Raw genomic sequence first — 21,487 nt, 5'->3', positions numbered from 1 at the left:
GGCACAAAGTTCTTGCTTTGTTCTCATTCGTAAAATAGGAATAGTTTCATGTCGGCGAATCGACGTCCGGCAGGCTTCCCATCGGGAGACGGCGAAATGGAACCCATAGCGCGTGCCGACGTCGCGGCCTTCGGAGCCGGCAGGTCAGGGATGGCCAATGCCATGATCGAAGACAGCGGCATCCGCGTCCACCAGGAGCGCAGGCGCGGCCGTGGCGCCGGCGTCAATCCTTCGGGGCGCTACGAGCCGGTCAGCCGGCACGTCTTCGACGACGGCTGGAGCACCATCGAGGAACTGCCGCCGTTCAAGACCGAAGTGCAGGTCGAGAAGCCGCGCACCATCATCACACGCAACGACTCGCCGGACATCTCCTTCGACCGCTCGATCAATCCCTATCGCGGCTGCGAGCACGGCTGCGTCTACTGCTTCGCCAGGCCGACGCACAGCTACATGGGCCTGTCGGCCGGGCTCGACTTCGAATCCAAGCTGTTCGCCAAGCCGGACGCGGCGAGGCTGCTCGACCGCGAGCTTTCCAGGGACGGCTATCAGCCGCGCACCATCGCCATCGGCACCAACACGGATCCCTACCAGCCGATCGAGAAGCACTGGCGCATCATGCGCGAGGTGCTCGAAGTGCTGGAGGCGCGCAACCATCCGGTCGGCATCGTCACCAAGTCGGCGCTGGTCACGCGCGACATCGACATCCTCGCCCGCATGGCCGAGAAGGGCCTCGCCAAGGTGGCGCTGTCGGTGACGACGCTCGACCGGCTCCTGGCGCGAACCATGGAGCCGCGGGCGGCGACGCCGACGAAGCGGCTGGAGGCGATACGCCAGCTTTCCGATGCCGGCATTCCGGTTTCGGTCATGGTGGCGCCGATCGTTCCCGGCCTGACCGACCAGGAGATCGAACGCATCCTCGATTCCGCGCGCGCCGCCGGCGCCAGCGGTGCCGGCTATGTGGTGCTGCGCCTGCCGCTCGAAGTCAGCCCGATCTTCAAGGACTGGCTGCTGCGCCACTATCCGGACAGCTACCGGCACGTGATGTCGCTGATCCGCTCGATGCGCGACGGCAAGGACTATGATTCGGAATGGGGCAAGCGCATGCGCGGCAAGGGCCCCTATGCGTGGCAGATCGGCCGTCGCTTCGAGATCGCGGCCAAGCGCCTCGGCCTCAACTCCGAGCGTACCCCGCTTCGAACCGACCTGTTCAAGGCCGCTCCCAAGGAGCACGAGCAGCTGATGCTGCTCTGACGGCCGCGGGGCGCGCGCCCCGCGACTGCGAATTCCGTCCGGCCTTCCCCGTGGCCAGTAGACGGTGCCTTCCCTGACCGCTGCCCCTGTGGTCGGGAGGGTCTTGCGGAGAATCGGAGCCGATGCGAGCATCGCCGCACCATGGCTCGCCCGCGTTCCGATTCTCCGCTTCTCTTTGAAATCGTGGAAAAGCCCGATTTCTCCTTCGAACGGAAGGCGATCGCCGCCGGCCAATGGCCTTGTGCGGGCCTCGACGAGGCCGGGCGCGGTCCGCTTGCCGGACCCGTGGTCGCCGCAGCCGTGGTGCTCGATCCCGACAACATCCCCGACGGCCTGGACGATTCCAAGCGCCTGACCGCGCAGCAGCGCGAAGCCTTGTTCGACGAGGTGCTCAAGAAAGCGCTCGGCGTGGCCGTCGCTTCGGTCTCGGCCGACACCATCGACCGCACCGACATACGCAAGGCCAGCCTGGAGGCGATGCGCCGGGCGCTCGCCGGCCTGCCGATGGCGGCGAGGTCCGCCCTGGCCGATGGCCGCGACGTGCCGCCCGGGCTTGCCTGCACCTGCCGGGCCCTGGTCAAGGGCGACCAGCGCTCGCAGTCGATCGCCGCCGCATCCATCGTCGCCAAGGTGACCCGCGACCGGATGATGTCCGCCTGCGGCGCCAACGACAACCGCTACGGCTTCGAGATCCACATGGGCTACGCCACCGCGCGCCATCGCGCCGCGATCGTCGAACATGGCGCGGCACTCCGCATCCATCGCGTCTCGTTTGCGCCGTTCAAGGACTGACGTCGGTCGAGCGGCAGAGTCCTTCGAGGCCCGTCCTTCGGGCTCGCGCCTCAGGCTGAGAAACTTGGAGCCAAGAGCGTCCGGCAGCCCCATGGTGAGCCTGTCGAACCACGAGGGCGCTTGGCACTGTTCTGCTTGCCCAAAACCCCTGGTTCGACAGGACCACAATGAGAGTTTTGGGGAGCCCGGCTGAACCGACAATCAGCGCCACCACGATCCTCACTCTAAGGCTCGAGACCGAAAGGCACCACCTGCCGCCTCGACGCTCCAATGGATGAAGCTACCCCCGCAAACAAAAAAGCCGCCGGAAATCCAGCGGCTCTTTCCTGTTCTCGAGGCGGGCCCGCTCAGTTGAGCTTGCCCTTCACTTCCTGAACCGAACTCTTGAACAACTCGGCGGTCGTCTTGGCGTCCGCCTTGCCGGCGAGCAGCTGGCGCGAAGCCTCTACGGCGAGATCGACCGCATTGGCGCGGACCTCGTTGATCGCCTCGCGTTCGGCCTGGCCGATCTTGAGCTCGGAAAGAGCGGTGCGGCGGGCGACGTATTCCTCGGTCTTGGCGTGAGCCTCTTCGGCAAGAAGGCCAGCTTCGCGCTTGGCGATCTCGACGATCTCGGCCGCTTCCTTTTCCGCTTCCTTGCGCTTGCGCTGGTATTCCGCGAGCAGCTGCTGGGCCTCTTCGCGGAGCTTGCGGGCGTCCTCGAGTTCGGTGCGGATGCGATCCGCACGGTCGTCGAGCGACTTCGAGATCATGCCCGGCACCTTCAGGTAGAGCACGATGGCGACGAAGATGAAGAAAGCAACTGTGGCCCAGAATGTGGCGTCCATGGCCCTCTCCCTTACTTGCCCGCGGCCTTGACGGCAGCGGCGATGGCGGCCTTGTCGATCTTGCCGGCACCCAGCGCCTCGACGATCGCCGCGGTCGTGTCCTCCGCGATGGAGCCCACTTCCTTCATGGCGTTGGCCTTGATCGTGGCGATGCGCGCCTCTGCGGCGGCAAGCTTCTGTTCGAGGCCGGCCTCGACTTCCTTGCGCTTGGCTTCGGCCTCGGCCTTGGCAGCGTCACGCGCTTCCTGGCCGATGGCACCCGCCTTGGCCTTGGCCGTGGCGAGGTCCTGTTCGTATGCGGCAACGGCCGCATCCGCCTCGGACTTCATGCGAGCGGCCTGGTCGAGATCGCCGGCGATGCGATCGCGGCGAACCTCGAGCGTGCCGCCGACGCGCGGAAGCACGACCTTGCTCAAGAAGAGGTAGAACAGACCGAAAGTGATCGCGAGCCACAGGATCTGCGACGGATAGGTCGTCGAATCGAAAGGCGGAAATACCTTCTCGCCGCCCTGTTCGGTGGTCGTGGCCGTACCGTGCGCTTCTGCACCGGCTTGGGTTTGAGCTTCTCCCGCCGCAGGCGCTACTTCCTCGGCGTAACCCGGTGTCACAAACATCTCTTTCCCCTGTCCAACCCGACCGGCCGCCTTGGGCGGCCGGCACAATCGTCAGCCTGGCTCTTATGCGAAGAGCAGCAGGAGGGCGATGAGCAGCGAGAAGATGCCCAGAGCTTCCGTCACGGCGAAGCCGAACACCAGGCGGCCGAACTGGCCGTCAGCAGCCGACGGGTTGCGCAGGGCGCCCGAGAGGTAGCTGCCGAAGATGTTGCCGAGGCCGAGGGCCGTGCCGGCCATGCCGAACGTAGCCAGACCGGCGCCGAGGTACTTTGCTGCTTCTGCTTCCATTTTCAAACTCCTTGGTGGAACTGTTGGATTTTCTTACGCGCGGCGGAACACCCGCCGATTCTGGTCAGTGTCCGGGATGGACCGCGTCGTTGAGGTACATGCAGGTCAGCACTGCAAACACGTAGGCTTGCAGGAACGCGACCAGCACTTCCAGGGCAGTGATCGCGACCGTCATCATCAGCGGCAGCACCGAGCCGGCGATGCCGAACGCGCCGAGCGCGCTGAGCGAAGTCACGAAACCGGCGAAGACCTTCACCGTGATGTGTCCGGCCAGCATGTTGGCGAACAGACGGACCGAGAGGCTGACCGGGCGCGAGAGGAACGAGATCACCTCGATGATGACCACCAGCGGCACCAGGATCCCCGGGATGCCGCTCGGCACGAAAAGCTTGAGGAAGCCGAGGCCGTGCTTGGCGAAACCGTAGACGATCACCGTCCCGATCACCAGCAGGGCCAGGGCGAAGGTGACGATGATGTGGCTGGTGACGGTGAAGAAATAGGGGAACAGGCCGAGCAGGTTCGCGACCAGCACGAACATGAACAGCGAGAATACGAGCGGAAAGAACCGCATGCCGCCCGTGCCCGCCGCGTCCCTCAGCATCGAGGCGATGAATTCGTAGGACATTTCGGCGATCGACTGCGAACGGGTCGGCACCATGCTGCGGCTCGACGTCGTCAGGAACAGGAAGGCGCCGGCGGCGGCGACGGTCGCGACCATGAAGGCGGCCGAGTTGGTGAAGGAGAAGTCGAGACCACCAACCTCGATCGGAATCAATTTCGAGATCTGAAACTGATGGATAGGATCTGTGGCCACTTCGGCCCCCCTTCGCCTAAATCGCGCCGCTTAGGCGCCGTCTATTTCTTTTCCGTGCCGTCCGGTCGCTTCTCGGGCGCCCTGGAACCGGCATCTGCGATCATTCCGGCCGAGCGCAAGACATTCAGCACACCGGCTCCGAAACCGAGCAGCAGGAACACGATCAGGCCCCAGGGCGACGTGCCCGCAAACCGATCGGTGATCCAACCCAGGCCGACCCCCACCGCGATCCCGGCGATGAATTCGCTGGACAGCTTGAGTGCCTGGCCGTAGCCGGCCGTCGACCCTGCTTCCTTTCCTTCCTCGCGGCTTGCCGGCCGCCGTGAGGCAAGAGAGGCTTCGAGTTCACGCCGGCGGCGTTCGAGTTCGTCGTCGCGGCGGCCGGTTTCGTCTCGATTCTCAGGCCGGGAATTTCCGGTTTCGCCTGGCCCGACTGGCTTGGCCATTGCAAACTCCCGTCCGGTCCGAGCGTCACCGTTCGTCCGCTTCAAAGTCGCCGGCAACATAGTTAGAGCCCCCCTGCCCGTCAAGGTAGGCAAAGGCCCATCATACGAAGTATTTTATTCTATAAAATCAATTAGTTGGTAGAGTGCGACATCCTGCCCGAGCATCGACCGGACGATCTGCCGCCGAATCCGCGCCCAATCGCGGAGTGGCGGACGCATTCTTCGCACCGTGAAGCCCGGCTCAGCTCCAGCCGCCGCCGAAGGTGCGATAGAAGATATGCAGGCCGATCCTGGTCATCTTCTTCATCGACCGCGCCCAGTCGGGGCTGACGTAGTTGGCATAGTAGTGGGTCGCAGATCCGACCTCGGGGATGAAGATCTTTCCGGCGGTGACTGCCATGGCGACCTGCTCGGCCGTCCGGTAGCTGGCCCGGTCGGTCACCCGGTCCTTGATGCCGTCGCAGGCGAACGAGAACTGGCAGCGGTTGCGCAGGTCCTGGTTCTGGTAGACCACCTTGCAGATCGTCTCCGGGTAGGCCGGGTTGCGGACGCGGTTGAGCACGACCTGGGCGACCGCCGCCTGTCCCTTGACGTTTTCGCCGCGCGCCTCGAAGTAGACGGCGTTGGCCAGGCAGGTCTGCTCGGCCTTGGAGAACACGCTCGCGGGCAGCGGATTCTTGATCCAGGAATGGTCGCCCTTGCCCATCGGCGGAATGAAGCGGCCGCCCGCCGCCGCATCGTCGCGCAGCAGCGACTCGAACGGCGAGGTCGTGGCATAGTCGGGCTCGGCCGGGGCATAGGCCGTGGCCAGGATGTCGGGCTTGTCGTTGTTGACGAGGGCTGCAACCATCGGCGACATGCCGGCGGTCGCGGGCTTCCTGATTTCCTTGGGGTGGAACGCCGCGGCGATCTGGATCTCCTTGCCCTTGATCGGGGGCTTCTTGAAGGCGAGCTTCAGGCTGCTGTCGAGCGACGGGCGCATCAGCGAGCTGGTGCGCTCGAACACAGATCCGGCGGTGAAGTTCCTGGGCGGCGCCACCGGCGCGACCTCGACGAGGCGACCGCGCTTGTCGGCGCGCGTCACCCGGTCCTCGTCGGGCACGTCGGAGGCCATTGCCTTGCCGCGGAACGATACGGCGCCGACGCCCGCGACGTTGACGCCCGAACCCGAGATCGGGCCGGTGACGATGCCGTCGGCGAAGGGCATTTCGGCGGCATGGACCGCGCCTGCGACGGACTTCTCGACATAGGCGCCCCAGCGCGCCTTCTGGCCCTCGAGGCCGGAGACCATGCTGGTCATGTCCTGATAGGCGGCGACCGTCGGGAAGCCGAGCCAGATGCCCAGGCCGATGACGGCGGGCGCCAGGTACGAACGATTTTTCTCGCGGCCAGCAAGCCGCCGCGACGCAACTCGTCGATGCACGAAACTCTCCAGGACGCTACACACCCCACTGGAGAGAAAAATGATGCATTAACCTTGATGGAGCGTTAACGGACGCCCCTCGGCGACTGGACCGGACGGGCCTGCGACACTCTGGCAGGCCCGGCGTCAGCTCCGCTTCCGAGCCCGTCCGGCAAAGGGATTGTCGGAGGCGCGCAGCGCCATGCGGATCGGCACACCCGGCATGTCGAAGGCCTCGCGCAGGCTGTTGGTCAGATAGCGCACATAGGATTGCGGCATCGCATCGGGGCGCGAGCACGAGACGACGAAGCCCGGCGGGCGCGTCTTGGCCTGGGTGATGTATTTGACCTTGAGCCGGCGGCCGGCGACGGCGGGCGGCGGATGGTGGGCGATGATGCCCTCGAGCCAGCGGTTGAGACGGCCGGTCGAGACGCGGTTGTTCCAGACGCGATGGGTGCGGATGACCGCCTCCATCAGCTTGTCGAGGCCGCGGCCGGTCTCGGCCGACAGCGGCACCGCCTGGAGCCCGCGCACCTGCGGCAGGAGCCTCTCGGTCTTCTCGCGCAGATCGGCGAGCACGGCCTGGCGGTCCTCGATGAGGTCCCACTTGTTGAAGGCGATGACCGGCGCCCTGCCCTCGCGGATGATCAGGTCGGCGATCTGCAGGTCCTGCTTTTCGAAGGGGATCGTCGCGTCGAGCACGATGATGACGATCTCGGCGAAGCGGATGGCGCGCAGGCCGTCCTGCACCGAAAGCTTTTCCAGCTTCTCCTGGACCTTGGCCTTGCGGCGCATGCCGGCGGTGTCGAACAGCTTGATGCCGCGGCCGCGCCAAACCCAGTCGACGGAGATCGAATCGCGGGTGATGCCGGCCTCGGGCCCGGTGAGCAGGCGCTCCTCGCCGATGAGCGCGTTGATGAGCGTCGATTTGCCGGCGTTGGGACGGCCGACCACGGCGATGCGCAGCGGCTTGGTCTCGTCATAGGCGGGAACTTCCTCGGCGTCGGGATCGGCGATGTCCTCGCCGATCAGCACGTCGCTCTCGGCCGGCGTCTCGTCCTCTTTCTCGTCGTCCTCGAAGACACGCTCGTGGCCGAGCGCCTCGACCACGGCGTCGCGCAGGTCGGGCATGCCGATGCCGTGCTCGGCCGAAATCTGCACCGGCTCGCCCATGCCGAGTTCCCAGGCCTCGAGCGCGCCGCCCTGGGCGCCGCGGGCTTCCGCCTTGTTCGCGACCAGCACGGTCGGCTTGCCCGAGCGGCGGACGATCTCGACGAAGGTGCGGTCGTCGGGGGTGAGGCCCGCCTTGGCGTCGACCATGAAGAAGATGAGGTCGGCTTCCCGGATGGCGATCTCGGTCTGCGCCCGCATGCGGCCCTGGAGGGTCGCCGCGCCGGCGTCCTCGAAGCCCGCGGTGTCGATGACGTCGAAGACGAGATCGTAGAGCTTGGCCGCGTGCACGCGTCGGTCGCGGGTCACGCCCGGCGTGTCGTCGACGAGCGCGATCTTCTTGCCGACCAGGCGGTTGAAAAGCGTGGATTTGCCGACGTTGGGCCGGCCGATTATGGCGATCTTGAAAGCCATCGGGCCCGCGTCACGAAGCGTTGCCCGAACCGCGGATCAGTTCGGCTAGGATTTCGGCGCGCTGGCGCGCATTTCGCGGAGCCGCCTCGTCGGCGGAAATCTGCTCGAACAGCTTGAGCGCGTCGGCGAACTTGCCCTCCTTCCAGGCGGACAGGCCAAGCGCCTCGCGGGCCGAATGGCGCAGCGGGTTGGTGTCGGCGGTCAGCGCTTCGACGCGGCTCGACACATCCGCATAGGAGCCGTTGTCGACGAGCAGCAGGGCGGCGCGCAGGCGAGCCATGTCGCGAATGACCGAGGGGATGGAGCCGTCGGCGGCGACCTCGTCGAAACCGACGACGGCCGCCTTGAAGTCGCCCTTGTCGGCCTGGACCGTGGCGGCGCGCATGCGGGCGAGCAGCGGATAGGCGCCGTAGCCGTCCTTTTCCAGCGCCTCGAAGGCCGCAAGCGCCTCGTCGGCCTTGCCGGAATTGGCAAGCGTCAGGGCCTGCGAGAACTGGTCACCCGAGCGATTGGCCCTGCTGTCGACCCAATATTCCCAGGCCACGAAAAGGCCCGTGCCGAGAACGACCAGCACGGCGAGAAGGATGGCGATGGGGCCATAGCGGTCCCACAGTGCCCTCGCCTGCTCCTGGCGGATCTCCTCGTTGACTTCGCGGAAAAAGCTGTCGTCCGACATTCCATTCAACCGGTTGCGGCCCGCGGGCCTTCGTGAGCCTGCGTTTTAGCGGAATTTCGCGGCCATGGAAGGGGGCGGGGCGGAAAATCGGCAGCCGGGCGCGGTGGCCTGTTGGCGCACCTCGCTTCTGCCGCCCCGGGAGGCATGCGAGATCGCTTCACCTTCGCGTCTCAGGCACCCCTCCGCCATCGCGGGGGCGTCGCGCGCTGCCTCGGGCGACCCCACCCCGATCCTCAAGGGGGGAGACGCAGTCCTCGCGCCTGTGAGAGGACACCCACCGCCCGCTCATTCCTTCCCACCCCCCTCTGCCCTGCCGGCGTTCGTCGTTCGAAAAGCCAAGCAATTGGCTTTTCGTCGCCTTCGGCGACCACTCCTTACCCCCCGCAAGGGGGGAGATTGGCAGCTTCGGCGTCTCGCCCTTTTCTGCCTCTCCTTAAGGTCGGGACCTTGATGAAGGCCCGATCTCCCCCTTGCGGGGGAGATGTCCGACAGGACAGAGGGGGGTGTTGGCCCGCACACCTGTCCATTGCCACGCTCGCTTTCGCGCCTGGCCATTGTCAAAGAACGCTCCCTTGCCGGGAGGTGGTTCGGGAAGCGGGGCGCGAGGCCGAGCCTGCCGATAATCTAGTAACGTGGCGCGACGTCCGCGCCCCGCCCGGCTGCTTGCCCCGCTCAGTCGCCGCGATGCCTTTGCACCGCTGGCCGCCGCAAGGCCCGGGCTTGGGGGCTCATCACCCAGCGAGGAGAACCGACCTCCCGCCAGCCCGGCACCGGCGCTTCCCCCCGCTGCCCGGTGCGCACCGGGGTCCCGTGGAAGATCGCGAGGAGAATGATACGGGAGGTTTTCAGGGGGTGGAAAAACGGGAAGATTTTTCCACGCGCATTGCTGACAGAGTTACTGACAAGGGGCGCACATACGCGGAAGGCGAGCCTTCAGCCTCTCATTCCTTCCCACCCCCTCTGCCCTGAGCTTGTCGAAGGGCCGGGCATCTCCCCCTCAAGGGGGAAGATTGGCAGCTCCGGCGTCTCGCCCGAGGACTTGCATGCCTTGAAGGATATGACCGCCTGTACCCCCACCCCTAACCCCTCCCCACAAGGGGGAGGGGGACTTGCTTGCCGCCCTGCTGCAGAACATTGCGCACTCGATCACCACCAACCATCTTGCAGCCAAGATCGTTGACGGTTGGCGCATGACGGCCGCCACAGAATCCCCCTCCCCCCTGTGGGGAGGGGTTTGGGGTGGGGGTATGTTCAAATGCGATTGAGCGGGGTCAGGCGTGGTCGCCGAAGGTGACAAACGCCAGCAGAAGAAGCGAGGCGCCGGCGAGAAAAACTTCGCCGGCCGTGGAAACCCTTTCCACACCCGCCCTGATCTATGCATTTTCGCCGAAGGGATGCATTTGCCGGCGAACGCATCCGTGCCACATTTCGGCCCTAACGGCCGCTGACCGCAGTCTTACATGAAGTGCAGTCCAAGATGTCCAGTGCGTTCCGCGTCTGTGTCCTGTTGTCCGCGTCGATGGCGCTGCCGGCCTTTGCCGGCCCTGCCCCCAAGGTCGAGGAGGTGAAGGCCAAGCAGGTCGTGCTGATCTCGTTCGACGGCGCGCACGACGTGAGACAATGGCAGCGCAGCCGCAACCTCGCGGCGCGGACGGGCGCGCGCTTCACCTACTTCCTGTCCTGCGTGTTCCTGCTGTCCCGCGAGACCAAGGGCGAGTACCACGCGCCGGGCCGTTCGGCCGGCAGGTCCAATGTCGGTTTCGCCCAGTCGAGGCAGGAAGTGGCCGAGCGGCTGGCGCAGATCAACCTCGCGTCCGCGGAAGGCCACGAGATCGCCAGCCACGCCTGCGGCCATTTCGACGGCGGGGCGTGGAGCAAGGCCGACTGGGGCAAGGAGTTCGATGCCTTCTCGCGCATCGCGAGGGATGCCTACCGGATCAACGGCATATCGCCCGAGCCGGCCGGCTGGGCAAAGCTGGTCGCATCGATCAAGGGTTTTCGGGCGCCCTATCTCTCGCAGAGCAAGGCGCTGAACGCCGCCCTCCGGGAGCGGGGCTTTCTCTATAACGCCAGCGGCGTGTCGCGCGGGCCGGAGGCGCCGAAGCCGGACGAGGGGCTGACCGATTTCGCCCTGCCGCTGATCCCGGAAGGGCCGGCCGGCAAGCGCGTCATCGCGATGGACTACAATCTCTATGTGCGTCATTCGGGCGGCACGGAGAAGCTCGACGAGGCCGCGCAGTTCGAGACGCGAACGCTTGAGGCGTTCAGGGCCGCCTTCGACAAGCAGTATGGCGGCGCCCGAATCCCGCTGGAGATCGGCTTCCATTTCACGCTGATGAACGGCGGCGCCTACTGGCGCGCCCTGGAGCGCTTCGCCGGCGAGGTGTGCGTGAAGGCCGACGTCGAATGCATCAGCTATGCCGACTACATGAAGCGGAACGACGTGGCCGGGCCGCTGCAGGTAGACGGCTGAGCCGGGCGCGACATAAACCTCCCTCCCCCTTGTGGGGAGGGATCGAGGGTGGGGGTAGAATCTCAGCTGGGCGAGAGTCATCGCACCCCCACCCCTCCCCCCCCCAAGGGGAAGGGAGACGGCGAGGCCGCGCCATCACATGACCGGCTCGACCTCGGGCTGAGTGACTATCTTCCCGCGATCGAGCCCTCGACGTTCACCCCCACCCCGACCCTCCCCACAAGGGGGAGGGAGACGGTGACGTCGCGCCAGCACGTCACAGGATCCTCCTCGGGCTGAGCGCCCATCTTCCGGCGGTCGAGCCCTCGACGTTCACCCCCCCAAGGGGAAGGGAGACGGCGAGGCAGCGCCATCACATGACCGGCTCGTCCTCGGGCTGAGTGCCCACCTTCTGCCGCTCGAGATAGCGCTGGTCGATGTCGGGCAAGGCCTCACCCTGCAGCGTCGCCTCGAAGGCACGCAGACGCTTGTAGACCGAAAGCAGCTCGACGATGGTCGACCAGGAATTGACCAGGAACTGGAACGAGCTGGTGACCTGGGAGAAGGCGTAGCTGATCTGGTTCATCAGGCCGAGCGTCAGCTTGCCGGCGGCGATCGACGGCACCATGACGATCAGCGAGAACATGTTGTTCGCCTGCAGGTAGGTGTAGCGGACGACGTTGAAATAGACGTAGTGGAAATAGAGGCGGAAGTAGTTGCGGCGAACGTTTTCGAAGAGTTCGGCGACGGTGGCCGGCTCGGCTCGGTCGGCGTGATCCTCGCCGTAGACGAGTTCCTTGCGGTAGGCGGCCTCGACGCGCTGGTTGCGGAACTGCAGGCCCGGCAGTTTGAAGCCGGCAAGCGCCAGACTGACCGTACCGAAGACCGACCAGGCGATGGCGGCGACCACCAGCGGCTGCTTGATATCGCCGAAGATCGGCAGCGCGGTGATGTGCTGGGACAGCGATATCAGCACCGGCGTGAAGGCAATCAGCGTCATGATCGAATCGATGAAGTTGACCCCCAGACCTTCCATGATCTGGGCGAAGCGCATCGTGTCTTCCTGCACGCGCTGGGCGGCACCCTCGATGTGGCGCAGGCGCGGCCAGTGCTCCATGTAGTAGCCGTTCATCGCGATGCGCCAGCGGAAGATCCAGTGGCTGACGAAGAAGGCGTTGACGACGGCGACGTTCATGCCGACCAGCGCCAGGCCGGCGAAGCTGCCGATCTCGCGGTAGAGCTGTCCTTCGGTGGCGATCGTCTGCTTGGAAAGCACGTTCTGGATCAGGTCGTAGAAGGGGCCGTACCAGTTGTTGACGGCGACGCTGACCTGGACCTGGAAATAGACGACGAACAGGACGAGCGCCGAGCCGAGGATCGACCAACGCTGCCAGGGGTGCGGCGAATACCTGCTCCAGAAGGCGTAGAAGAGCAGGACGCCGACCGCGAAATAGATGTAGAACCACAGGAACGGCGGCGACCAGAACACCGAGATGCCGATGATGGGCGGCGCGCCTTCCGCCGCGGGCGGCATGCCGAAGCTGGCACCCAATTCTGCGCCGCCGAAGAACCACAGAAGTACGAGCACCAGGCTCCAGACGGCGGCCGAGGTGAAAAACAGCTTCGGCTGCGGGAAGAAGGATACGAACACGTTACCGGATTCCTTTAGGAAGCGGCGATATTGCCGGTTGGCCGCATGAAGTCACACTTCGCGGCGCAAGGGAATCCCCGGCCGCGCTCACTTCTTGCTTAGCACTCCCAGATCGTGGCGATTTTCAGCGCCGTCCCTGCTATCGGTGGGCAATAGGCCGCATTTTCGAGGAAAGAATGAACCAGACCGCCCTTGCCGCAGCTGGAATCTATGCCGCGCTCAACAGCTTCATCCTGCTGTGGCTGGCGGCGGCGACGGGGATGGTGCGACGCCGGCACAAGGTGAATGATCGGCGACGGCGGAGTGGAGCATCTGCGCCGGGTGATGCGCGGCCATGCCAACGCGATCGAAAACATGCCGGCGATGCTGATCCTGCTGGTGGTCGCGGCGGCGCTCGGCGCGCCGGCGGTGGCGATCCATGCGCTGGGGGCCGTGTTCACGCTGGGCCGGGCGATCCACGCCTGGCATTTCATCCGCGCCACGGCACCGCATTGGCAGCGCGCCGTGGGCTTCACGCTGAGCGCGGGAACGCTTGCCGTCACCGCGCTCGCCGTGCTCGGCCATGCAGTGGTGCTGCTCTAGAGCATTTCCGCTTTTCTTCGAATCGCGGAAACGCTCTATCTCCTTGTTTTTGCGCAATTCCGGACGGAAAACCGCTGCGCGCTTTTGCTGGAATTGCTCTAGCAGCGGCAGCAGGCGTCGGCGACCTGCGGGACCGAGCGGCGAAAGCCGCGGTTGAACGGCAGGTCGGCGAGCTCGCGCTCGTCCATGCGCTCGATGTCGGGATGGGCGAGCGGGTCGCGAACCCAGGCAAGGACGCGCTCGCTGTCGTTGCCACTTGCCTCGGCACGGCCGGCGACGAGACCTGCAAATATTGAGAAAATCTTCATTCGCCTTCTCCCAGGCTTTGACCCTCTCCGGTATAATTCGTTACGAACACTCACTCTTCAATCAAGAACATCGGAAGCGGAGTTTAGACAATCTCAACTCAGGCACTGAACCGCGTGCATCTCAACGGGCTTCGCGCGGTGGAGAGCGTGGCGCGCTGCGGCTCGCTGGTCAAGGCAGCCGAGGAGCTCGGCGTGTCGGTGAGCGCGGTGAGCCAGCAGATCGGCCGCACCGAGGCGCAGCTCGGCCGGACGCTGTTTGCGCGGGCAGGCGCGCGGCTGGTGCCGACGCAGTTCGGGGCGGCGTTCTGCGCCAGGCTGACGAGCGGGTTCCAGGAACTGGCGCGGGCCGTGGCGCTGGCCGACGAGGCGAGCTCCAACATGCTGGTGGTGTCGGTGGCGCCGGCGTTTGCCTCGCGCTTCCTGGTGCCGAGGCTCAACCGCTTCAACCAGCGCTTTCCCGAGCTGAGACTGAGGATCGACGCCTCGACCGGGCTGGTCGATCTCGACCATTCCGACGTCGACCTGGCGATCCGCATGGGCGACGGCAAATGGCCCGGCGTGCGGGCGGAGCTGCTCTTGGCGCAGGAGGTGTTTCCGGTGTGTGCGCCGGCGCTGGCCGCGCGGCTGAAGGTGCCGGCGGACCTGGCCGGGCTGCCGGTCATCGCCGACGAAAGCACGATGATCAGCTGGGAGCGCTGGTTCGAGGCGGCAGGGCTCGAGACGCCGTTCCCGGTGCAGCCGGTGGGACCATGCTTCACCGACCCGATCCTCGGCATCGACGCGGCGATCGCCGGCCAGGGCGTGGCGCTGGCCTGGCAGCTGCTGTCGGCCGACGCGCTGGCCGACGGGCGGCTGGTGGCGCCGTTCGGCATCACCGCGGCGAGCGGGCTCGGCTATTATCTGGTGAGTTCGGCGCTGCGGAAGCCGGGCCGCAAGGTGCGCGACTTTTCCGGCTGGCTGCGCGAGGAGGTGGACGCGACGATGGCGCGCTTCGGCAAGCGCCCCGCCGCTCAGGCCGGAAAGGCGGCCTCGTAGGCCTCGGGCTTGAAGCCGATGATGCGGCGGCCGCCGAGGTCGAGCATCGGCCGCTTGATCATCGACGGCTGGGCGAGCATCAGCGCGATCGCCTTGTCGGCGTCGAGGCCCTGCCTGTCGGCGTCGGGCAGTTTCCTGAAGGTGGTGCCGGCGCGGTTGAGCACGGTCTCCCAGCCGAATTCCCTCACCCATTTGCGCAGGCTGTCGCCGTCGATGCCCGCCGCCTTGTAGTCGTGGAAAGCGTAAGCCACGCCGCGGGCATCGAGCCAGGTGCGGGCCTTCTTGATCGTGTCGCAGTTCTTGATGCCGTACATGACGATGGACAAGATCGGGCCTCCGCAAGCGCGGCCGGGCGGGCGGACCCGACTCGGCCAGGTTCAGGTAGCGGCTAGGTTGACCGGCAAGGCGGCTTTGGCAAGCCTCAGCCGGTCGGGAGCGCCGCGAGCAGTTCGGCCGACAGATAGAGCCCGAGGCCGAAGACGGCGTGGGTCGCGAGGCTGCGCAGGCGGGCGCGGCCCGGACTGGGCGCTTTCGACGCGGCGATGCCGGCGCCCATGCCGGGCTGCATGACGAAGAACGGCGCGGCGACGCTCAAGATGCCGAAGGCGAGCGCCGGCAACAGCGTCGGCGCGCGGGCCCAGTCGAGACCGGCGATGCCGAGCAGTGCCGCGGCAAAGGCGATGCCGATGCCGTAGTGGGCGCCCCAGCCGAGTGCGGCCTCGCCGCTGACCGGAGCGGCCTTGCCGATGCCGGCATGGACGAAGCGGCCGTGGCGGAAATGGCCGATCCAGCGGCCGACCAGGCGATAGTCGAGCGTGGCGATGCCGAGGCCGCGGCGGAGGAACAGGCCCCAGGCATCCATGACCATGGTGGCGCCGACCCCGATCAGGATGGATCGGACCACAAATTGCAGCGTTTCGCTCATTCCTGTTCCTTTGCCTGCTTTTTTGCCTGCCATCGCCGAGGACCAAGCCTCCGGGAGCGCGCGCAAGGTAGAATCCCGCTTCATTCAATAGATTGATTGATTGATGTTGCAATGCTAGGCTGATGTCAATGACCGGGCCCGACATCCAGAACCGAATCTTTGCCGAGATCGCCGAACTCGCCCGCGCGGTGGGGCATGGCCACCGGCTGATGCTGCTCGAACACGTCGCCCAGGGCGAGCGCTCGGTCGAGAGGCTGGCGGAGCTCGCCGGGCTTTCGCTCGCCAATGCCTCGCAGCACCTGCAGCAGCTGCGCCGCGCAGGTTTGGTTGGGACGCGGCGCGACGGCAAGCGGGTGCTCTACCGGCTGGCGGACGGGCCGGTGGCGCCGCTGCTGGCAGCTCTCAGGCAACTGGCCGAGCACAACCGAGCTGACATTCGCGAACTGGTGGCCGGCAGCAGGCAGGCGGGCGTCGAGGCGATCTCGCGCGAGGAGCTGCTGGAGCGCATGCGCGAAGACAGCGTGATCCTGCTCGACGTGCGGCCGGCGGAAGAATTCGCGCTCGGGCATTTGCCGGGCGCGCTGAACATCCCTGGGCGCGAACTCGAGCGGCGGCTGGCGGAGCTGCCGGCCGGACAGGAGATCGTCGCCTATTGCCGCGGCCCCTATTGCGTGTTCTCGGCCGAGGCCGTGGCGCTGCTGCGCGCCAACGGATTCAGGGCGCGCAAGCTGGAGGCCGGCTTTCCCGACTGGAAAGCGGCCGGCCTCGAGGTCGAAGCTGCCTGACGCGGATCAGGTGCCGCCGCCGAGCGCGTGGCGCCAGGCGACCGCCTCGACCTCGACCAGGATCTCGGGCAGGACGAGCGCCGTGACGACCATGGCGGTGGCGGCCGGCGGGTTGTCGGCGAAGATGCGGTTCTTGACCGCGGCATAGGCCTGGTAGGCCGCCGCACTGCTCAGGTAGCAGCGCAGCGACACGACATGGCCGAGCGTCAGGCCGGCTTCGGCGAGCACCGCCTCGATGTTGCGGAACACCTGCTCGGTCTGCCCGGCGGGGTCGTCGACGCAGACGATCTGCCGGTCCTTCAGCGCCACCTGCCCCGAGACAAGCACGAAATCACCGCAGCCGACGGCCTGGCTCATGCCGGGAAAGGCCATGCCGGGCGGATTGAAACGTCCGACGTTGCTCATGGCCGTCCGGCTCCCGGTGCGGAGACGCGGACAACGTCGATGCGTCCTCCCCTCAGCTTCACCGTCATCTCGGGGTCGTGGTGCGGGGCGACGCAGATGAACAGGTCGCGGCCGTCGGCGCCGCCGAGCATGCAGGCATAGGGATTGGCGTCGGGAATGACGACGCTGTCGACGATCTGCCCTGCCGGGCTGACGCGCAGCACAGTCTTCTCGTAGGGCGATGCGGCCCAGACGTGGCCTTCGGCGTCGAGGCAGATGCCGTCGGGCACATGGCCGACGACGGAAGCGAACAGCCGGCGGTTCGACAGGCTGCCGTCGGCGCCGATGTCGAAGGCGGTGAGACGGGCGGCCATCGACTCGGCGATGACGAGCGTGCGGCCATCGGGCGAAATCACCGCGCCGTTGGGGCACATCAACCCCTCGGCGGCGACGCTGGCGGAACCATCCGGTGCGACCATGGCGAGCACCGTCGGCGCCGGCGGCTGGCCGGCATAGAAGTCGAAACCGATGTTGCCGACATAGGCGCGGCCCCCAGCGTCGACCACCATGTCATTCGAGTGGAACGGATGGACGCCGACAAGATCGGCGTGAAGCGTGAGCTTGCCCGCGGCGTTGCGGCGGAACAGCTTGCGGTCGTTCATAGAGACAACGAGCAGGTCGCCGTCGGGCAGCCAGCCCATGCCCGACGGGCCGCCCGGCACGGTGAAGCTTTCCCGCCGCGCGCCATCTGCCCCCAGCACATGGACGAGGCCGGCGTGCTGGTCGGCGAACCACAAATGGCCGTCATGCCAGCGGGGGCATTCGGGATAGACGAATTCCCCCGCGATCGTGCGAACAGATGGCGTCATGCCGGAACCCGGGCGCAGGCGCCGAGGATCTCGCCGAGCTTCCTGATGCCACGCTCGATGATGTCCTCGCTGACATGGCTGTAGGCCAGACGCAGGAACTGGCGGCCGTCGCTCTCGCCCATGAAGCGCTCGCCGGGGCGGAAGAAGATGCCTTCCCTGGCCGACAGCTCCGCGGCGCGCTGCCAGTCGACGCGCTCGTCGATCTCGAGCCACAGATAAAACGAACCCTGCGGCATGCGGAAGGTGACGTAGTTGCCGCAGTAGTCGCGCACGGCGCGGGCCGCCGTCTCGGCCTTGCTCTTGTAGACCTTGTTGACCTCGGCGATGTGCGCGTCGAGCAGGTCCTCGGCGATGTAGGAGGTCATGACGCGGGCGTGCCACTGGCCGACGCCGAGGTCCTGGCGAACGGCGGCGATGGGCTCGATGGCCGCCGCCGGGCCGGCGATCCAGCCGAGGCGCAGCGCGGGCGCGACGATCTTGGAGAAGCTGCCGCACTGGATGACGCGCTCGTCGGTGTCGAGGCTGAGCAGCGTCGGCAGTTCCTCGCCGGCAAAGCGCAGGTCGCCATAGACATTGTCCTCGATGACGAGGAAGTCATGATCCCTGGCGAGCTTCAAGAGCTGGTGGCGGCGCGGCACCGACATCTCGGTGCAGGTCGGTGTCTGGAAGGTCGGGATGGTGTAGACGACCTTGACCTTCTTGCCCTCGGCCCTGACCTTCCTGAGCAGGGCATCGAGCGCGTCGATGTCCATGCCGTGATCATCGACCGGAACGGTGCGCAGGTCGCCACCGGCCATCTGCATGAAGCGCAGCGCATAGGGAAAGGACGCCGCCTCGGCGACGACGACATCGCCCGGATTGACGTAGCCATTGGCAGCAAGCGCGATGCCCTGCACCGAGCCCGAGGTCAGAATGACGCCGAGCGTGCCGAGCTGCTTGCCCTGGGTACGCTCGATGCGGTCGGCGATCTCCTTGCGCAGTCCCTTGAAGCCGAAGACCAGCTCCTCGTAGCCGGTGGCGGGGTCGAAATAGTCGAGCACCTTGGCGCCATGCTCGTCCAGCGCCTTGCGGGCGAGCCGGACGAGGTCCTCGGTAGGAAAGGTCTCGGGTGCTGCGAGCCCCTGGTCGAAGTTGAAGACCGCCGGAACTTCCGGGTCCGGGAAAAACAGGGCCGGGCCGGAACCGGAGAGCTTGGCGCGCAGATGATCGACGGACATTGTTTCCTCCTGATGACTGTTTTCAGCTGATTGTCGTTGCATCCGGGGCGAAGGTGCCGGACGTGACCGGACTCTCGCGGTTGCGGCGCTTGAGCGAGCGGGCGAGCGTGCCCCGGAAGGCCTCCCAGCGTTCTCGCCAACCGGCGGCAAGGCCGGCCTGAACGACCCGGAGCGCGCCGTGGTCGGGAAACGGCTGGCCGGTCAGCGCGAGGCCGGCGAGCCGCCACAGGACGGAGCGCTTCTTGGTGCCATGGTCGTCGTGCATCGCCTCGAGCTCGGCGACGCTGAACGGCTCCTCGTGGATGTAGCCGGCGACCACCGCATCCTCGATCAGCTGCCTGCCGCGCTCGGTGCGGGCGATGTGCATGTTCCAGCCGTCGCCGGCCTCGCGATGGCTCGGCTTGCCGTTGTCCATGACCCAGCAGTCGCCGGCGACAACATCGGCGTGCTCGCCGACGCCATCGGCGCAGATCTTGCAGCGGAACATCAGTTCGTAGGTAAGGTTCGAGAACCAGGTCTCGTCATAGGTCTGGCGGTGCTCCCTGCCCTGCCGCGTGCGCAGATAGGTCGGGCCCGGCCAGCCGTGGCCGCGGTAGCGGAACTCGTCCACTTCGCGGTGATCCTCGCCGAAGCGGCGGACGATGTTGTAGGTGGCGGCGATGCTCGGATTGCCGCCGCAGAACATCGCCAGCATGTAGGGGATCTGCCTGTCGACGCGCGGATCGACGCGCGCGAGATTGCGCAGCGTCGCCACATCGCAGGGCTTGCCGACGAAGGCGAAGCGCCGGCCGCCGTCGAGCGCCGCATGCACGTCCTTGAGCGGCGCGGTCGGCCCGTAGCGTGAGCCGGCGCAGGCCACGATCCCGGCGCGGGTGGTGTTGAAGCGGACTTCGTTTTCCAGCGGGTTGCTGGTCGAGACGCCGACCTGGAGGACGGCGTCGACCTCGCCGCTTTCGAGAAGATAGACGGCAAGCGCGGTCAGCATGCCGCCGGTGGCGCTTTTGAAGCGTATCTGCCGATCAGTCGCGTGGCCCCTTGCCAGATGCAGCATGGTGCCGAAGATGCGGTGCGGCGCTGCCTCGGACGGCGCCGGACCGGGCTGGCTGCGCCCGGCGCAGACCTGCATCACCGCCTGCTGTTCGGAGATCTTGAGAGGACGCCGGCGGCGCGGGCGCATGAAGCCCTCGGGCGACAGCTCCATGCCGAGCACGTCCTTGCCCAGCAGGCTTTCGCAGGCCCCGCAACCCGTGCAGAGCCCGCGCTCGACAATCTCCTCCACCCGCTCGGCAACACGCATGCGCCCTCCCAAGGCGACGATCCTTCCGGCCTTCGCCACAGCGGGCCTGTTCCCGATGCGCGATGTTGGCCACAGTCTAGGGTGCGGGAATTTGCCGGGACAAATCGCCATTCGGAATGAACGACATCAGCCATGGTGATCCTGCTCGAGGGCTGCCTCCTTCAGCGGGAAGCAGCCCTCGAGCAGCTGCCTGACCCATTTGTGGGACGGGCTGCTTTCGGAAGCCGGGTGCCAGTAGAGCCAGGTCTGCAGCGGCGGCATGCGGAACGGGCGTTCGACGACCGCGAAGCGATCGGCCGGCAGGAAGTGCCGGACAAAGGAGGTCGGGATGGTGAGGCAGAGGTCGCTCTGCGCCAGGATCGCGCCGGCGGCCAGGCAATGCTCGACATGAACGCTGACGTGCCGCCTGCACCTGAGCCGCGCCAGGGCGCCGTCGACGAGGTTGGCAATGCGCGGGCGGTTGGAGATGTGCAGGTGCCCGAGGCCGAGATAGCGCTCGAAGCCGAAGGGCTCGGACAGGACCGGATGGTTCCTGCGCATGACGCAGACGAACTCGTCGCTGAACAGCAGCCGGTTGCCGAGGTCGGGATCGCCGAGGGGGTGCGACTCGACGGCGAAGTCGATCTCGCCGGAGGCAAGGCCCGAATAGAGGTCGCGCTCGGCGACGAAATGGTTGCGCACCGTGACCTTCGAGCCCAGGCGGTTGATCTCGCCGATCAGCGGGGCCAGCACGACCGCCTCGGCGAAGTCGCTCATGCTGAAGCACAGGATGCGCTCGGAGGTGAGCGGATCGAACGGCTCGTGGGTGGCGAGCGTGCGGTCGAGCGCGACCAGCGCGCCCCTGATCGGCTCGATCAGGCTGCGGGCGAGCGGCGTCGGCGCGATGCCCTGGCCGGCGCGGACGAACAGCTGGTCGCCGAAGACGTCGCGCAGGCGCGACAGGCTGTTGGAGACCGCCGGCTGGGTGACGTTGAGCGTCTCGGCCGCACGGGTGATGCTCGCCTCGCTGTAGACGGCCGCAAAGACATGCAGCAGGTTGAGGTCGAGCTTCGCCAAATTGCGCAGCACCATCGCATCACGCCTCACGAGCTTCGACCGGCAACTCTTTGCTCCCCGCCCTGCGGCCCGGCCCCTAGAGTGTTTCCGCTTTTCCTCGAATCGCGAATACACTCTAACTCTTTGTTTTGACGCAATTCCGGACGGAAAACCGCTGCGCACTTTTCCTGGAATTGCTCTAAGCCGGCCCGCCACGCGCATTAGGTTTCGCCGCAGCCGGCTTGGCCTCGTC

23 protein-coding genes are annotated in these 21,487 nt (G+C 66.5%); 6 read left to right on the top strand and 17 right to left on the bottom strand.

From position 1 onward, the window contains the following. The first annotated feature begins 96 nt into the window (after positions 1–96). Positions 97–1,251, top strand: coding sequence for a PA0069 family radical SAM protein (locus tag PV773_RS01635; protein WP_347964655.1), 1,155 nt, complete (start codon positions 97–99; stop codon positions 1,249–1,251). Between the two features lie 141 nt (positions 1,252–1,392). Next, on the top strand, positions 1,393–2,043 hold the full coding sequence (locus tag PV773_RS01630) for a ribonuclease HII (protein WP_347964654.1): 651 nt from the start codon (positions 1,393–1,395) through the stop codon (positions 2,041–2,043). 347 nt (positions 2,044–2,390) lie between these two features. On the opposite strand, the gene PV773_RS01625 is transcribed toward PV773_RS01630, so the two are convergent. The 8 genes from PV773_RS01625 to PV773_RS01590 form a co-directional block, all read right to left on the bottom strand. Then, positions 2,391–2,870 carry a F0F1 ATP synthase subunit B gene (locus PV773_RS01625; RefSeq protein WP_347964653.1) on the bottom strand — a complete coding sequence of 160 codons (480 nt, stop codon included), beginning with the start codon at positions 2,868–2,870 and terminating at the stop codon, positions 2,391–2,393. 11 nt (positions 2,871–2,881) lie between these two features. Beyond that, on the bottom strand, positions 2,882–3,484 hold the full coding sequence (locus tag PV773_RS01620) for a F0F1 ATP synthase subunit B (protein ID WP_340035418.1): 603 nt from the start codon (positions 3,482–3,484) through the stop codon (positions 2,882–2,884). Between the two features lie 63 nt (positions 3,485–3,547). Continuing rightward, positions 3,548–3,772 carry a F0F1 ATP synthase subunit C gene (locus PV773_RS01615; protein ID WP_340035417.1) on the bottom strand — a complete coding sequence of 75 codons (225 nt, stop codon included), beginning with the start codon at positions 3,770–3,772 and terminating at the stop codon, positions 3,548–3,550. A gap of 64 nt (positions 3,773–3,836) precedes the next feature. Continuing rightward, on the bottom strand, positions 3,837–4,586 hold the full coding sequence (locus tag PV773_RS01610; RefSeq protein ID WP_347964652.1) for a F0F1 ATP synthase subunit A: 750 nt from the start codon (positions 4,584–4,586) through the stop codon (positions 3,837–3,839). Positions 4,587–4,627: 41 nt separating this feature from the next. Then, complete coding sequence (locus PV773_RS01605) at positions 4,628–5,032, bottom strand: AtpZ/AtpI family protein (protein ID WP_347964651.1); 405 nt, start codon at positions 5,030–5,032, stop codon at positions 4,628–4,630. A 241-nt stretch (positions 5,033–5,273) separates the two neighbouring features. Next, positions 5,274–6,455, bottom strand: coding sequence for a cell wall hydrolase (locus PV773_RS01600; protein WP_347964650.1), 1,182 nt, complete (start codon positions 6,453–6,455; stop codon positions 5,274–5,276). 126 nt (positions 6,456–6,581) lie between these two features. Continuing rightward, the gene (gene der, locus PV773_RS01595; RefSeq protein WP_347964649.1) at positions 6,582–8,018 is read right to left on the bottom strand and encodes a ribosome biogenesis GTPase Der; all 1,437 of its coding nucleotides are present in this window, start codon (positions 8,016–8,018) and stop codon (positions 6,582–6,584) included. A 10-nt stretch (positions 8,019–8,028) separates the two neighbouring features. Beyond that, the gene (locus PV773_RS01590) at positions 8,029–8,694 is read right to left on the bottom strand and encodes a tetratricopeptide repeat protein (RefSeq protein WP_347964648.1); all 666 of its coding nucleotides are present in this window, start codon (positions 8,692–8,694) and stop codon (positions 8,029–8,031) included. Between the two features lie 1,477 nt (positions 8,695–10,171). Between PV773_RS01590 and PV773_RS01585 the strand changes: the two genes are divergently transcribed. Continuing rightward, positions 10,172–11,167 carry a polysaccharide deacetylase gene (locus PV773_RS01585; RefSeq protein WP_347964647.1) on the top strand — a complete coding sequence of 332 codons (996 nt, stop codon included), beginning with the start codon at positions 10,172–10,174 and terminating at the stop codon, positions 11,165–11,167. Positions 11,168–11,519: 352 nt separating this feature from the next. On the opposite strand, the gene sbmA is transcribed toward PV773_RS01585, so the two are convergent. Continuing rightward, positions 11,520–12,797: a peptide antibiotic transporter SbmA gene (sbmA, locus tag PV773_RS01580; RefSeq protein WP_347964646.1), complete on the bottom strand. Its 1,278-nt coding sequence runs from the start codon at positions 12,795–12,797 to the stop codon at positions 11,520–11,522. Positions 12,798–13,100: 303 nt separating this feature from the next. Here sbmA and PV773_RS01575 point away from each other — a divergent pair, with 303 nt between their 5' ends. Continuing rightward, complete coding sequence (locus PV773_RS01575) at positions 13,101–13,379, top strand: MAPEG family protein (protein ID WP_347964645.1); 279 nt, start codon at positions 13,101–13,103, stop codon at positions 13,377–13,379. Between the two features lie 98 nt (positions 13,380–13,477). On the opposite strand, the gene PV773_RS01570 is transcribed toward PV773_RS01575, so the two are convergent. Continuing rightward, the gene (locus PV773_RS01570) at positions 13,478–13,687 is read right to left on the bottom strand and encodes a hypothetical protein (RefSeq protein WP_347964644.1); all 210 of its coding nucleotides are present in this window, start codon (positions 13,685–13,687) and stop codon (positions 13,478–13,480) included. A gap of 114 nt (positions 13,688–13,801) precedes the next feature. Here PV773_RS01570 and PV773_RS01565 point away from each other — a divergent pair, with 114 nt between their 5' ends. Next, positions 13,802–14,722, top strand: coding sequence for a LysR substrate-binding domain-containing protein (locus PV773_RS01565; RefSeq protein WP_347964643.1), 921 nt, complete (start codon positions 13,802–13,804; stop codon positions 14,720–14,722). Here PV773_RS01565 and PV773_RS01560 read toward each other — a convergent pair. Both PV773_RS01560 and PV773_RS01555 read right to left on the bottom strand, forming a co-directional pair. Next, positions 14,698–15,048, bottom strand: coding sequence for an ArsC family reductase (locus PV773_RS01560; protein WP_347964642.1), 351 nt, complete (start codon positions 15,046–15,048; stop codon positions 14,698–14,700). The two genes, PV773_RS01565 and PV773_RS01560, sit on opposite strands and share 25 nt — an antisense overlap. A gap of 95 nt (positions 15,049–15,143) precedes the next feature. Continuing rightward, positions 15,144–15,647 carry a DUF2938 domain-containing protein gene (locus PV773_RS01555; RefSeq protein ID WP_347964641.1) on the bottom strand — a complete coding sequence of 168 codons (504 nt, stop codon included), beginning with the start codon at positions 15,645–15,647 and terminating at the stop codon, positions 15,144–15,146. A 128-nt stretch (positions 15,648–15,775) separates the two neighbouring features. Between PV773_RS01555 and PV773_RS01550 the strand changes: the two genes are divergently transcribed. Beyond that, positions 15,776–16,432, top strand: coding sequence for a metalloregulator ArsR/SmtB family transcription factor (locus PV773_RS01550; protein WP_347964640.1), 657 nt, complete (start codon positions 15,776–15,778; stop codon positions 16,430–16,432). Between the two features lie 6 nt (positions 16,433–16,438). Here PV773_RS01550 and PV773_RS01545 read toward each other — a convergent pair whose 3' ends face one another. From PV773_RS01545 to PV773_RS01525, 5 genes are all read right to left on the bottom strand, one after another. Further along, positions 16,439–16,837, bottom strand: a complete 399-nt coding sequence (locus PV773_RS01545) for a RidA family protein (protein WP_347964639.1) — start codon at positions 16,835–16,837, stop codon at positions 16,439–16,441. Beyond that, positions 16,834–17,685, bottom strand: coding sequence for an SMP-30/gluconolactonase/LRE family protein (locus PV773_RS01540; protein ID WP_347964638.1), 852 nt, complete (start codon positions 17,683–17,685; stop codon positions 16,834–16,836). The genes PV773_RS01545 and PV773_RS01540 overlap by 4 nt, the downstream gene beginning before the upstream one ends. Further along, positions 17,682–18,902, bottom strand: coding sequence for a PLP-dependent aminotransferase family protein (locus PV773_RS01535; protein ID WP_347964637.1), 1,221 nt, complete (start codon positions 18,900–18,902; stop codon positions 17,682–17,684). Before PV773_RS01535 ends, PV773_RS01540 begins: the two co-directional genes overlap by 4 nt. A gap of 22 nt (positions 18,903–18,924) precedes the next feature. Beyond that, a complete protein-coding gene (locus PV773_RS01530; protein ID WP_347964636.1) occupies positions 18,925–20,199 on the bottom strand; it encodes a Coenzyme F420 hydrogenase/dehydrogenase, beta subunit C-terminal domain in 1,275 nt (424 codons plus the stop codon). A gap of 126 nt (positions 20,200–20,325) precedes the next feature. Beyond that, positions 20,326–21,270: a LysR family transcriptional regulator gene (locus tag PV773_RS01525; RefSeq protein ID WP_347964635.1), complete on the bottom strand. Its 945-nt coding sequence runs from the start codon at positions 21,268–21,270 to the stop codon at positions 20,326–20,328. Between the last annotated feature and the right edge of the window lie 217 nt (positions 21,271–21,487).

It is taken from the genome of Mesorhizobium sp. CC13 (assembly GCF_039907765.1).
Classification (GTDB): domain Bacteria; phylum Pseudomonadota; class Alphaproteobacteria; order Rhizobiales; family Rhizobiaceae; genus Aminobacter.
Note: the sequence above shows the minus strand (reverse complement) of the source record. Positions and strands in the feature narration are given on the sequence as shown.

Excerpts from the sequence above, each read along its gene's own strand:
- PV773_RS01635 (WP_347964655.1), top strand. The coding sequence starts at position 97 with ATGGAACCCATAGCGCGTGCCGACGTCGCGGCCTTCGGAGCCGGCAGG.
- PV773_RS01630 (WP_347964654.1), top strand. The coding sequence starts at position 1,393 with ATGGCTCGCCCGCGTTCCGATTCTCCGCTTCTCTTTGAAATCGTGGAA.
- PV773_RS01625 (WP_347964653.1), bottom strand. The coding sequence starts at position 2,870 with ATGGACGCCACATTCTGGGCCACAGTTGCTTTCTTCATCTTCGTCGCC.
- PV773_RS01620 (WP_340035418.1), bottom strand. The coding sequence starts at position 3,484 with ATGTTTGTGACACCGGGTTACGCCGAGGAAGTAGCGCCTGCGGCGGGA.
- PV773_RS01615 (WP_340035417.1), bottom strand. The coding sequence starts at position 3,772 with ATGGAAGCAGAAGCAGCAAAGTACCTCGGCGCCGGTCTGGCTACGTTC.
- PV773_RS01605 (WP_347964651.1), bottom strand. The coding sequence starts at position 5,032 with ATGGCCAAGCCAGTCGGGCCAGGCGAAACCGGAAATTCCCGGCCTGAG.
- der (WP_347964649.1), bottom strand. The coding sequence starts at position 8,018 with ATGGCTTTCAAGATCGCCATAATCGGCCGGCCCAACGTCGGCAAATCC.
- PV773_RS01590 (WP_347964648.1), bottom strand. The coding sequence starts at position 8,694 with ATGTCGGACGACAGCTTTTTCCGCGAAGTCAACGAGGAGATCCGCCAG.
- PV773_RS01585 (WP_347964647.1), top strand. The coding sequence starts at position 10,172 with ATGTCCAGTGCGTTCCGCGTCTGTGTCCTGTTGTCCGCGTCGATGGCG.
- PV773_RS01570 (WP_347964644.1), bottom strand. The coding sequence starts at position 13,687 with ATGAAGATTTTCTCAATATTTGCAGGTCTCGTCGCCGGCCGTGCCGAG.
- PV773_RS01555 (WP_347964641.1), bottom strand. The coding sequence starts at position 15,647 with ATGAGCGAAACGCTGCAATTTGTGGTCCGATCCATCCTGATCGGGGTC.
- PV773_RS01550 (WP_347964640.1), top strand. The coding sequence starts at position 15,776 with ATGACCGGGCCCGACATCCAGAACCGAATCTTTGCCGAGATCGCCGAA.
- PV773_RS01545 (WP_347964639.1), bottom strand. The coding sequence starts at position 16,837 with ATGAGCAACGTCGGACGTTTCAATCCGCCCGGCATGGCCTTTCCCGGC.
- PV773_RS01540 (WP_347964638.1), bottom strand. The coding sequence starts at position 17,685 with ATGACGCCATCTGTTCGCACGATCGCGGGGGAATTCGTCTATCCCGAA.
- PV773_RS01535 (WP_347964637.1), bottom strand. The coding sequence starts at position 18,902 with ATGTCCGTCGATCATCTGCGCGCCAAGCTCTCCGGTTCCGGCCCGGCC.
- PV773_RS01530 (WP_347964636.1), bottom strand. The coding sequence starts at position 20,199 with ATGCGTGTTGCCGAGCGGGTGGAGGAGATTGTCGAGCGCGGGCTCTGC.
- PV773_RS01525 (WP_347964635.1), bottom strand. The coding sequence starts at position 21,270 with ATGGTGCTGCGCAATTTGGCGAAGCTCGACCTCAACCTGCTGCATGTC.